The sequence below is a fragment of the Neobacillus drentensis genome (assembly GCF_036965645.1).
In the GTDB taxonomy this organism is placed as follows: domain Bacteria; phylum Bacillota; class Bacilli; order Bacillales; family Cytobacillaceae; genus Neobacillus; species Neobacillus drentensis_D.
This window is the reverse complement of the sequence record NZ_JBALPZ010000143.1, coordinates 62,434-74,742: the sequence shown is the minus strand read 5'-3', so window position 1 is coordinate 74,742 and position 12,309 is coordinate 62,434. Positions and strand designations below refer to the sequence as shown.

Below are 12,309 nucleotides of genomic sequence, written 5' to 3'. Positions count from 1 at the left end.
ATTTTAACGGGTCAGTTCAGAAATTCATAGCAGAGGTTCTTTTCATCTAATGATTGACCTAGAGGTGTTAGTCTATTTTGTAATAACCACAAACAACTTGACCGACTGCTTTTGCAGCTACTAATAGAGCATCTTCATCAATATCGAATTTTGGATGGTGATTAAAGTATGGTTTTTCTACTCCTTTTGGAGTGCAGCAAATGTAGAAGAAGCACGCTGGAAATCTTTTCGCATAGTGTGCAAAGTCCTCTGACGGGGACATCTTAGGGAATTCCTTTACCTCCGTAATTTCCTTATCATTTGCATTTTTCAAAAATCCAGCAACCATCTCGGTCACTTCTGGGTCGTTATATAATGGTGGATAATCTGGTTCATAAGTAAGTTCACAAGTTACATCAAATTCTTGTTCAATTCCCTTGGCGATGCGGCGAATTTCTTTTTCAATTAATTCGCGTGTTTCATCTGTCATGACACGGACATCACCTTCGAGCACTACACTATCCTTAATCACATTGAATGTTCCTTTTCCGTCAAATGAACCAATCGTAATAACCCCCATATCAAATGGGTTTAAGCGGCGGCTGATAACCGTTTGAATGGCTGTTACGAAATGGGAAGCAGCTACAATGGCATCATTGGCTAAGTGAGGAGAAGAACCATGCCCCCCTGTACCTTGAACTTTCAACTTAAAGTAGGCTCGTCCGGGAAATACGTAACCGCTGTTATAGCCAACAACGCCTGCTGGTCCAAGCGGCAGTAAATGAATCCCGAAAATATGATCTAAATCATCCAGTAACCCAGATTTAATCATTCCGATTGCTCCACCAGGCGGTACCTCCTCAGCAGGTTGATGAATAATTTTAATCTTACCTGGGATTTCATCCTTGAGTTGAATTAAGCAGTCAGCAAGAACCATCAGGTAAGCGGTATGTCCATCATGACCGCAAGCATGCATGACACCTGGTTTTTTCGATTTAAACGGTACATCTGTTTCTTCAAAAATTGGGAGGGCATCAAAATCAGCACGCAGTCCAATTGTTTTTCCAGGTTTTCCACCTGTTATGGTCACGATTAGGCCATGTCCGCCGCCAACATTTGTTTGCACTTCAACATCTTTACCTTTATAAAATTCTTCAATATATTTACTTGTATTTTCTTCTTCAAATGATAGTTCGGGATTTTCATGAAGATATCGACGAATTTCAATCATTTCTGCTTTACGGTCTTCTAACATTTTCATCAATTTGTCTTTCATTTTCTTTTACCTCCATTACATTCCTACTCATTATTTTAGTACGACTAATGGAAACATTAACTAGCCTTTTTGTGGAGTGCTTTTTCTTTATGTTCTTTTCCTGCATTTTTTGGAACCATTACGATAATGGAAATGATCGAAAGGATACCGAAAATGACATTGACGATAACTCCACCTGCTGCAGCAACTTCAACACTAGCAGCATTTGTAATGGCACCATAAACTGCTGCAGAAATGGCAACCCCGAATGCTCCACCAAGTGAGCTTGCCATTTTATAAACCCCTGCAGCCGCCCCAACTTTATCTGAAGGAGCATTAGATACAGAAGTATCGGTTGATGGAGTTGCATAGATGCCAAGCCCTAAACCAAATAATGCAAAACCAATGAACACCACAACTGTATAAGCAACGCCTGGTAAGAAGGTTAATCCCATAAGTGCTACACCAATAGTAGTAATAACGGCTCCCCATATCATTGGAGATTTGGCACCTGTTTTTTGTAAAATTTTCTCGCCAACCCGAATCATCGCTAAAACGGCGATTAAATAACCAATTGACAGCATCCCCGATTGGAAAGCAGTAAATCCTCGCCCAACTTGAACATACGTGTTGGCAACGACTAATGTACCAGCTACCGCATTTAATAAGAAGTTCGAATAAGTTGCACCAGCATATGGTTTGTTTTTAAATAAAGAGAAGTCAATTAAAGCAATGGCATTGTTTCTTTCTACTTTGACAAAAACAATAATACCAATTACAGCTGCAGCTAAACAAATTAAGGTAAGAGCGCTTGTCCAACCCCAATCATCCCCACGCGTAATGAAAAGATTCAAGGCAAGCATGGTAACAATCAAAATGCTTAATCCTGCAACGTCAAATTTAAAAGCACCTTTTGTTTCTGCTTTACTTTCTGGGGTATCTTTTATAAGCAGCATACCAAGGAGAGCAAATATAATCGAGAAGATAAAAATCCATCTCCAGCCCATATAGGTTGCAATCGCGCCACCAGCAAATGAACAAACTCCTGATCCACCCCAAGACCCGATGGACCAGTAACTTAGAGCGCGTTGACGATCTGTTCCCTCATAATATTCTTTCACTAGAGCAATGGTTGCTGGCATAATACATGCTGCCGAAAGACCTTGAATAATGCGTCCAACAATCAGTAACGCTGCCCCTTGAGTTACTACAAGGAGTAAGGATCCAATAATACTCAAAATTAACCCAATATAGGTGATTTTTTTCCGTCCAACTTTATCCGCTAGACCGCCAGCACCTACGATAAACATACCTGAAAATAACGAAGTTAAACTAATTGCGATATTCAATGTTCCAAGTGAAATACCTAAATCTGATTGTACGGCTGGCACTACGTTAACCATAGCTTGAGCAAACAGCCAGAATGTAATAACGCCAAATACAATCCCGGTAATCAATTTATTTGTACGTTTATAAGTTTCTATTCTTTAACCCCCTCAAATGCATTATTTATAAGTAAAATGTGCATGTTAATATTTTTTCTTAATAACACCGGTGGTATGTCTATATTATAAAAAAGACTCCTTTTAAAAAGGAGCCATTTTTTATCCAAATTAAGCTATCTGATACATGCATTTATAAACGCGAAAATTATTTAGGCGAAATTTAACGGTATATTTTTTACCTTTATCGTGAAAATAGCTTAAAGTAAGTAAAAAAACAGATTGTTCAGGTAAAAAATATTTAAAAATTCATTCTTATTTAAAGAAATACTTTTCTTAGTTCAAAAAAATGAATCGCATTCATGGACAAGTAAGAATAGAACGACCATTCATCGTTAATCATTTCATCAAATACTTCTAAAGATGGTTGACTTGAATGCGTAATATAGTCAATAATCTCGGAATCCATGCCAAATTTACTGTTATTTTGCCACCAATTCTTATACAAAGCCCCATGGTCTTTATCAAAAATATATTTACGTATTTGATATTCTCCTCTGGGGATTCCTTTTATCGTGACTCGCACTTCTTTCATTAACTTTTGTAAAAAAGTTTCCTCAATTGAAAAATAGGGATTAACAATATTGTGGTTCATTAACACAATCTGATAGCCTCGCTCATTTTCCGTTATAATATAAAAATCCCCTTTTGCAATCATATTACCTTGCAGTCTGTTGAAAAATGACATGGCATAATAGGCAGGACGTTTTCCATTAAAATAATGAAACAGTTCCATTCCTTCTAGTGGAATATTCTTTCCTCCAACACTTTTTTCATGTATTTCAGAATTAATCCAGAAGCCGAGTGATTTCACATCGTCCGTTGCGTTTATGGCATCATTCAATATTAACGCTCCACGGAAGAAGGTTCCATTTGTATAACGCGTATTTCCAGAGAAGGAACTCCAAGTAAGCAAATGAAGGGGTTTTTCTATCGAGTGACTTTTTAAATAGTGCTTTATTTTCTCCGTTTTTTTTCTAATAAAATCTTTTGCTAATAGATACTGATCATCGATTAATTCTTTAAAATCGACGATTTCATTAGGATTCGCTTGAAAAGCAATAAAATCAATTTGCTCTTCTTGGTGCAATACCCATCTATGCTTGTCATCTGTGGCCCCTGTTTGGAATGAAAATGGTAATAATACACCGACTTGAATAGAAGGAACCATTGTTTTCAATAATTTTTGTAATGATAAATAGAAACGTTCTAACCTTTTATGATCCAAAGCTTCATCATTTGTTAAGTACACAAAGTACCAGGAGCTTACATACTTTTCACCAAATACTTGCAAGCAATGTCTTAAAAAATGTTCAAGCTTTTGAAGGTATGCATGTTCATCTGAGGAGATGCCTCTATAATTTACTTGTATAAATAATGATAAATCGTTTGTTTTTATAAATTGAATGGCTTCGTCTGAATTATAGTAAGGCGATGTTGTCGGTATTAATTCATCTGTTTCAACTGCCGAAGATATTGTCCCTCCACTTAATAACTTACTTATACTGATATACTTTATATTCAATCCTTTTTTAGCTACTATCACTTGCCTGCGGACAATATCTTTTTGTAGTTCTCTCAACTCACCAATCGATAAAATAGTGGAAGGATGAACCAATAGGCTGCTGTTTACAGCAGATAAGTCAATTATTAATTCCTCGAAGTGAGTTTCTGTATTACTCAAGGATGATGCAGTATCCCCCTCTGATAGTAAATCCCCTAACTTCATTATAATTTCCGGGGAACTAAGAAGTGTTCCAGAATCTTGCAACTGATAATTCTTCACTAAATCTACTTGATCCTGCTTGTTCTTTTCCCGAAAAGAATGGGGTGTCTCTCCATGCATCTCTTTAAATAAATTTGTAAATGATTTTGTGTTAGGGAAGCCATTTTTCATTGAAATATAGGTGATGGAATCGTTGGAATAGAGTAAATCCTTTACGCTATGTTCTAATCTGATATTCATTAAAAAACGGCTAAAGCCTATATCTAGTTGCTGCTTAAAATATCGCGACAAATAACTGGGAGATAAATAAAAATGATTAGCTACATCTTCTAACGTGATTGGTTCGTCAAAATGCTGCTTTAAATAGGCGATAATCTCTTTTAATCGCTGATTTTTGACAGTTATTTCTTCAACATTGTTTCTTCCCCCTTTAAATCTTAGAATCAAAGTAAGTAAAATTCTACAAATTAAAATATGTAATTCCAACTGACGCCCCTCTTCATGTCTGCAATAGGCAACCAACAATTCAGAAAGAAATTTACGCATCTGGACAATAATATTTTCTTTTCCTCGATCAACTTGCCGCGAAAATAAATTAAAATGATAATGACGGTACTCCTGATAATACTTCGAAATAAATGTATCTGGTATACTCAATGTTAACACAGTATTTTTCTTTACAGCGCGCACTTGATATAATTGATTCCGGTTTATCACAAGCAGATCATTTTCTTGCAGCTGAAAAAATCCGCTATCCATTTCAACAATTAACTCTCCATCAAGTACTAGAAGAATCTCAATTCCTGGGTAGATTCTTGATGATAGGAATTCTATGTTTTGTAAGTGCAATTGAAAGTCCTCAACGTTTTCCATTCCTTGCCCTCTCTTCTTCCGATCTGTTTTGAACCTGTGCCATATAATATATTTAAATAACGATATTTATAAAAACAGCTTGAGATGTATTATGTTTACTATTTCCTTCGTTTATTTTGAAGAAACAGCCCTTTTCAAAAAAAGAGCTTCGCGGCTGGGTTAATAAAGAACAAAAGAGCTTCAAACCCTTCTTTCTTAAGGGTTTGAAGCTCTTAAAATGATGAACTGTTTTAATCCAAATTAACGCCCCATCCCCGGACGGTGATGAAGAAAGTTTTCGCAGGCAAAGCCTCGTACCTCTTCCTCTTTAAAATGCTTCAACAATTCATTAATCAGATTTTGACTCTTAGAGGCATCTTCCAAATCCTTGACAAAGGAAGTAATACCATCAAAATCAGAACCCAAGCCAATTTGCTTCACGCCGCCTAAGGAACAAAAATGATCAATATGGTTGACCAAATCTGAAATAGCCGCCTCTCCACTTTCCTTAATAAACGGAGGATTATATACCACATGGACCAATCCCCCCCGTGCAAACATCGCCTTCGCCTGTTCGTCCGTTAAATTCCGAGGATGGTTACAAAGAGAGCGGGCATTGGAATGGCTGGCGATCGGATACTTTGCTAATTCAATCACATCCCAAATTCCTTTGTCACTCAAATGAGATACATCCGTAAGAATTTGATGTTGATTATTAAACTCAACAATCTCCTTGCCAAACAGTGTCAGCCCTCCGCCGCGCGGTTCCCCAGCTCCATCGGCAGCAAGATTTGCTTGGTTCCAGGTTAATCCCACTGACCGAACTCCTAACTGATAGAGAATATGAAGCTTAGCCAAATCATTGCCGATGGCATCCACGCCCTCAAGTGTTAACATCGCTCCTATCTGCCCAAGCTTCAAACGGTCAAAGTCCGACCACTCTTTGATATGGACCATATCCGGATTACGACCGAGCACTTCCTTATAAAAATAATCAATTTGCTCAAGAGCGACTTGGAATTTCTGATCACCTCTAATTTCTGGCTCAATAAAAATCGCAAAGCATTGCACTTTGACTTGGCCCGCTTGTAACCGATTCTTATTGGTGTCGAGTTCCTTTGCATCTGCAAATCTTAGAGCTCCCTTTGCTTCCTGGAGTTTCATCAAAGCATCACAATGCAAATCGATTATATTCATATTCCAAAACTCCTTTTTATAAAAAGTTTACCACAATAAAAAAAGGCCAAGTATAAAAATACTTAGCCATTAATCTTCCTCAGCCATTCTTTTTACTTTCGGCAGAACCTTATCCCAGATGTCAGCACTAGCATCACGGTATTTCGCACCATCTGTCATCGCTGAAAAATCCCCTTGTAAAATATGAAGCGTTGTTTGGCCTTCATCTTCAGCCAACTGAAAGGTAATTCCATCTTCTTCAGTAACAGTCGGTCTTTCTGTCATTCGAACATCAAAAACAGTAAACCGAAGAAGTTGATCCTGCTGGACAGCGGTTACATTCCCCTCCACAATCACAGTCCCGTCCTGGCCTTTCCAAAAGACCGGACTTCCTAACTCCCAAGTCGATTCAAGGTGAAACTCCGGCCCGCCGCTTGAAAACTCGACTGCCCACTGACAATTTAATTCACTTCTTGTTAAAACATCCCAAACCTTTGAAGCAGGTGCATTAATGCCAATTGTCTTGTCCACAAATAATTTAGTCATAAGGCCCTCCAAAACTGGTATTGTACTATCTCTATTATAAAGAAAAAATCGGCGATGGTCCAAACCATCTGCCGATTAATATTTTCTTAAAAAAACAGGATCTGTTTTCAATATGCTCCGTCGGATGGATTCATGACAGATGGATTGAACCTTTTCAATCCCCTGTGTCGAATTTGCTAAAACTCTTACCGCAAAACCCGGAACCCCCAACATCGATATTCCAATTCTGGCATCCAAGTACGAATCAAACCGTTCTTGCAGCTCCTCAACCACAGCTGAATGAATCCGATGGTCAATAACGATCATTGACCCAAAATGAGTATAACCCTCCATCATGCCAATCCCGTCAATATCTTTGTCGGGTTGTAATTGAACATGATCAAAAAGTACCAAACGATCCTCCATATAAATTTCCATTTTGGACTGGAGGAAATCATATTGAAAAAGAGTTCCATCAGGAGCCCAGCCCGGGGTAAAGATGTCCGAGCAAATAAACGATGAATCTTTCTCCATCTTCACCACCATCGTCTGCTTAAAACGAGCATTCTGATAGGCGATGACAGAGTCTGGAAGATATTCTAAGATACTTCCACTTTTTAAATAAATGTTTGTCTCCTGAAAAGCCGGTCGATTTCGTGTTTTATAAATTTTAGTAGACGATTGGGTTGTTACAACCGCGCTTGCGGCTTCTTCTACACCAATATCGATTTTATAGGTATCCCCTTCAACGTAGCCTCCACCAGGATTCATAATATAAAAATAGGCCTCGCCGCTTGTGGTCAGGTAAACGGGTCTAGTGATTTTAAAAGCCCCTTCGGAATAAGAGTCCTTTAAAATGGTGTGATCCCCTTTTTTTGCGGCCAATAGACTTAGGTATCCAGTCCGCGTTTCCACCTATCCCAATCCTACCAACAACGTATTCATTTTTATCCAATCAATTACCTGGTCTAGACCTGTATCAGTTTTTAAATTCGTAAAAATATATGGTTTGGTGCCTCTGGCTGCCTTTGTATCTGATTCCATGACCTCCAAACTAGCCCCTACATACGGTGCCAGATCGATTTTGTTGATAATAAACAGATCAGATTTAATCATCCCTTGGCCGCCTTTACGCGGGATCTTTTCCCCCTGAGCGACATCTATAATGTATATAGAAAAATCGACTAGTTCAGGACTAAAAGTAGCAGCCAGGTTATCCCCTCCGCTCTCGACAAAAATAATCGAAAGGTCAGGATGTTTTTCCTTTAATTCATCAATCGCCGCAAAATTCATCGATGCATCTTCCCGTATCGCGGTATGCGGACAGCCTCCGGTTTCGACCCCAATTATTCGGTCATCTGGCAACACACTGTTTTTAATTAAAAATTGGGCATCTTCCTTTGTGTAAATATCATTCGTTACGACCGCCATTTTAAATTCTTCATTAAGATGTCTTGTTAATCGCTCGACCAGCATGGTTTTTCCTGCTCCAACCGGTCCGCCAATTCCAATTCGAATGGGCTCCATCTTCTCCCCTTCTTTCTTTTATTTTTCTAGGACATAAATAACCGTACATGCAGCCTTTCGTGGCGCATTTGGGCAATTTCAATTCCAGGTGCTACTGCACCAAAGTCATCTTGATCCATTTTGTTAATTCGTTTTACCGTCTCTACGAGATAAGGCTGAAGTTCTAAAAGAACTTGTTGACCCGCTGTTTGCCCAAGCGGAATACCGCGTACCGCATTTTGAACGAGTGTGCCGACAGTGGAATATAGATAGGTCAACATAATTTGATGTTGACTTATGTTTAAAAATTGACTAATAATCGCAAATACAATGGCTGGATGTCCATAGGCTTCACTGTGCTTTATTTTCATCTGATAATCCTCTAATAATGGAATCGAATATAAATCCCTTCCCATTTTAATGAGCCTTTCGCCAATTCTCCTATTAGCTTGACGGGTTTCTTTAGGGATATTTTGCATAAAAAGCTTTCGATCGAGGGCCCAAATCTCATTTACTCGACTCTGCCTTATGGCATCAAGCGCTAACCGGCAGGCGAGCCCATCAGTGGCAGCCAGTTGTTTTTCTAAAAACATTCTTATCCAACTAAAGAATGTCTCTTTATCATGAATCGTGCCTTCTTGAATATAGGTTTCCAAACCATAGGAATGGGAAAAGGCACCGGATGGAAAATTCGAATCGCCAAATTGCAGCAATGCTAATAACTGATTATCCATGCTGATGACCAATGTGACGGAAAGCTTTTTTTACCTTTCTAATTTGTCTTGAATACGGTACATCTAATTGTTCCAGGAGCTCCTGAACAAGGTAATCAAATTGGACAAGCATATCTTCACCTTCAAATTGAGCTGGCAGATGGCGGTTCCCGAGCTGATGAGCAATCTCCCCCATTTGCTTTATATTCGCAGGCTGAATCACCAGCAAGTCATCATTCATGACACTTATAACAATCATATTGTGTTCATCCATATATAATATATCGCCGTCCATTAAGTCTTTAGGCTCTTTTAAGCGAATCCCCACCTCTTTCCCATGGTCGGTGGTCACTCGCTGGATGCGCTTCACCAAATCATCGCTTGCTATATAGACCCTTTCGATATGCCTGCTGGATGCAGGGATATCCTCAACATTCCCAACGATTTGTTCAATAATCATTTTTATCCCCCTTTACTGATTTTCTTTTAAAATAGGCTGGGTTAAACTTGGATGTTGATTTCCGCTCCAATCAACATCGTTTTAAAATCATCGATAATCTTTTACACAGCCTTAAAATAAAAAGTAGCGCTGGGCCATTGGTAGAATCTCGGCCGGTTCGCAGGTCACAAGTTCCCCGTCCACCTTAACCTCATAGGTTTGTGGATCCACATCTATTTTGGGCATTTCACTATTTAGCTTCATATCTGTCTTGCTTAAGCAGCGAATTCCCTGGACCGGTTTGATGAGCTTTTTTAATCCGAGCTGCTGTGGAACACCAAGATGAATCGCTGCTTTTGACAAAAAGGTAATTGAAGTAGAATATTTTGCCTTTCCATAGGAAGCAAACATAGGGCGGTATAATACAGGCTGAGGAGTGGGAATCGAAGCATTCGGATCACCCATCAGACTGTGGGCAATCATCCCGCCTTTTAGTACCAGCTCAGGCTTAACACCAAAAAAAGCCGGATCCCAGATGACGAGGTCGGCCAGTTTTCCTGCCTCAATCGAACCAACCTCCTCCGCAATACCATGAGTAATCGCCGGATTAATCGTATACTTGGCAATATAGCGTTTGACCCGAAAATTGTCGCCCACGCCGATATCCTCTGGCACCTTTCCTCGTTGCTTTCTCATTTTATCCGCAGTCTGCCATGTACGGGTTATGACCTCTCCTACACGGCCCATCGCCTGTGAATCTGAACTAATCATACTGAATACGCCCAAATCATGGAGAATATCTTCAGCCGCAATCGTTTCTTTGCGAATCCTTGAATCGGCAAAAGCAATATCCTCCGGAACCTCAGGGTCTAAGTGGTGACATACCATCAGCATATCAAGATGTTCATCTAAGGTATTTTTTGTATAGGGACGGGTTGGATTAGTGGAAGACGGAAGAATGTAGGGATAGCTGGCAACCTTAATAATATCTGGGGCATGCCCGCCGCCTGCGCCTTCCGTATGATATGTATGGATAACCCGGCCATTAATCGCAGCCAAGGTATCTTCGACAAACCCGCCCTCATTTAAGGTATCGGTGTGGATCGCAACCTGCACATCGTATTGGTCTGCAACCCTTAGGCAATGGTCAATTGCCGATGCTGTTGTCCCCCAGTCTTCATGAAGCTTTAGGCCAATGACCCCAGCATTAATTTGTTCAATTAACGGTTCCGGTGCTGACGCATTTCCTTTCCCTAAAAACCCCAAGTTCATAGGGAATTCCTCTGCGGCTTCTAACATACGATGGATATTCCATTCACCTGGTGTACAGGTTGTAGCATTGGTTCCAGTCGCAGGACCAGTGCCACCTCCAATCATGGTCGTAATCCCTGAGGATAGGGCGGTTTCGATTTGCTGCGGGCTAATAAAATGGATATGAGCATCAATGCCGCCGGCCGTGACAATCATCCCTTCGCCAGCAATGACCTCTGTTGAGGCTCCAATAATCATATCTACTTTTTCCATTAGGAGCGGATTCCCGCTTTTACCTATACCAGCAATCCGTCCATCACGAATCCCAATGTCCGCTTTATAGATTCCGGTATAATCCACGATAATGGCATTGGTTATCACCGTATCGAGCGCTCCATCTGCTCGGGTTACGAGCGGATGCTGTCCCATCCCGTCTCGAATCACTTTACCGCCGCCAAATTTCACTTCGTCACCATAAACGGTAAGATCCTTTTCAATTTCAATAAATAAGTCTGTGTCAGCAAGGCGGATCGCATCTCCTGTTGTGGGACCAAACATATCCGCGTATTGCTTTCTTGACATTCTAAAGCTCATGATGTCCCTCCTTTTTGCTATCTAGAGGACCATTTGTTTGATTATTTAATCCATAAACTTCGCGGCGGCCCGCAAAGGGAACGAGTTCTACTTCTTTTGCGTCGCCGGGTTCAAACCTGACAGCAGTGCCTGCCGGGATATTTAAGTGCTTGCCAAATGCTTGGCCGCGGTCAAACTGCAGGGCCGAGTTTACTTCATAAAAATGAAAATGTGACCCTATTTGAATAGGACGGTCTCCAAGATTGAGCACCATGACCATTGAAGCGGGTCTTCCTTGATTACAAATAATTGGGTCCTTTCTTAAGTGGTATTCACCAGGAATCATACTTTTCACTCCGTAAAATTAGGTGTATGGTAATTTTTTATATAATTTGTAGAATAGTTGGGTTATTACGCAGAAATCATTTCATTTTTGTAGAAATAATCCTAGTAAACGTAGAAAACTGCCTTAGTTTCGTAGAATAGCCTTAAAACCCGAAATTTCTACCGAATCGGCTGATGTACCGTTACTAGTTTTGTGCCATCAGGGAATGTTGCCTCAACCTGAATGTCCCGAATCATTTCAGGAATACCCTCCATGACTTCTTCAGCGGCTAAAATTTTAGTCCCCGCGCTCATTAATTCCGCAACCGATTTGCCATCCCTTGCACCTTCCATAATTTCGTATGTTATGAGCGCAACAGCTTCCGGATAATTAAGTTTTAATCCGCGATCCTTCCTGCGCCTCGCCAAATCGGCTGCCACCACAACCATTAATTTCTCTTGCTCCCGCTGGGTAAGTTTCATTTCTT

Annotated in this window: 12 protein-coding genes; all 12 read right to left on the bottom strand. The window is 40.1% G+C overall.

Translation table 11 applies throughout. From position 1 onward, the window contains the following. Positions 1-67: 67 nt before the first annotated feature. The 12 genes from V7266_RS24375 to V7266_RS24320 all read right to left on the bottom strand — a co-directional run bounded on the left by V7266_RS24375 (position 68) and on the right by V7266_RS24320 (position 12,304). Positions 68-1,255 carry an amidohydrolase gene (locus V7266_RS24375; RefSeq protein WP_335471733.1) on the bottom strand — a complete coding sequence of 396 codons (1,188 nt, stop codon included), beginning with the start codon at positions 1,253-1,255 and terminating at the stop codon, positions 68-70. A 56-nt stretch (positions 1,256-1,311) separates the two neighbouring features. Beyond that, positions 1,312-2,718 carry an MFS transporter gene (locus V7266_RS24370; RefSeq protein WP_335471743.1) on the bottom strand — a complete coding sequence of 469 codons (1,407 nt, stop codon included), beginning with the start codon at positions 2,716-2,718 and terminating at the stop codon, positions 1,312-1,314. A gap of 277 nt (positions 2,719-2,995) precedes the next feature. Continuing rightward, positions 2,996-5,335 carry a helix-turn-helix domain-containing protein gene (locus tag V7266_RS24365; RefSeq protein WP_335471731.1) on the bottom strand — a complete coding sequence of 780 codons (2,340 nt, stop codon included), beginning with the start codon at positions 5,333-5,335 and terminating at the stop codon, positions 2,996-2,998. Between the two features lie 240 nt (positions 5,336-5,575). Then, positions 5,576-6,511, bottom strand: a complete 936-nt coding sequence (locus V7266_RS24360) for a dipeptidase (protein WP_335471730.1) — start codon at positions 6,509-6,511, stop codon at positions 5,576-5,578. Positions 6,512-6,580: 69 nt separating this feature from the next. After that, the gene (locus tag V7266_RS24355; protein WP_335471729.1) at positions 6,581-7,036 is read right to left on the bottom strand and encodes an SRPBCC family protein; all 456 of its coding nucleotides are present in this window, start codon (positions 7,034-7,036) and stop codon (positions 6,581-6,583) included. 75 nt (positions 7,037-7,111) lie between these two features. Beyond that, a complete protein-coding gene (locus tag V7266_RS24350) occupies positions 7,112-7,930 on the bottom strand; it encodes an urease accessory protein UreD (RefSeq protein WP_335471728.1) in 819 nt (272 codons plus the stop codon). Next, on the bottom strand, positions 7,931-8,542 hold the full coding sequence (gene ureG, locus V7266_RS24345; protein WP_335471726.1) for an urease accessory protein UreG: 612 nt from the start codon (positions 8,540-8,542) through the stop codon (positions 7,931-7,933). 26 nt (positions 8,543-8,568) lie between these two features. Beyond that, positions 8,569-9,255, bottom strand: a complete 687-nt coding sequence (locus V7266_RS24340) for an urease accessory protein UreF (protein WP_335471725.1) — start codon at positions 9,253-9,255, stop codon at positions 8,569-8,571. Then, positions 9,248-9,694 (bottom strand): urease accessory protein UreE, encoded by a 447-nt coding sequence (gene ureE / locus V7266_RS24335; RefSeq protein WP_335471724.1) that lies wholly within the window; start codon positions 9,692-9,694, stop codon positions 9,248-9,250. Before ureE ends, V7266_RS24340 begins: the two co-directional genes overlap by 8 nt. A gap of 111 nt (positions 9,695-9,805) precedes the next feature. Then, positions 9,806-11,518 (bottom strand): urease subunit alpha, encoded by a 1,713-nt coding sequence (ureC, locus tag V7266_RS24330; protein WP_335471723.1) that lies wholly within the window; start codon positions 11,516-11,518, stop codon positions 9,806-9,808. Further along, positions 11,508-11,843 (bottom strand): urease subunit beta, encoded by a 336-nt coding sequence (locus V7266_RS24325; protein WP_335471722.1) that lies wholly within the window; start codon positions 11,841-11,843, stop codon positions 11,508-11,510. The genes ureC and V7266_RS24325 overlap by 11 nt, the downstream gene beginning before the upstream one ends. A 158-nt stretch (positions 11,844-12,001) precedes the next feature. Then, positions 12,002-12,304 (bottom strand): urease subunit gamma, encoded by a 303-nt coding sequence (locus tag V7266_RS24320; protein WP_335471720.1) that lies wholly within the window; start codon positions 12,302-12,304, stop codon positions 12,002-12,004. Between the last annotated feature and the right edge of the window lie 5 nt (positions 12,305-12,309).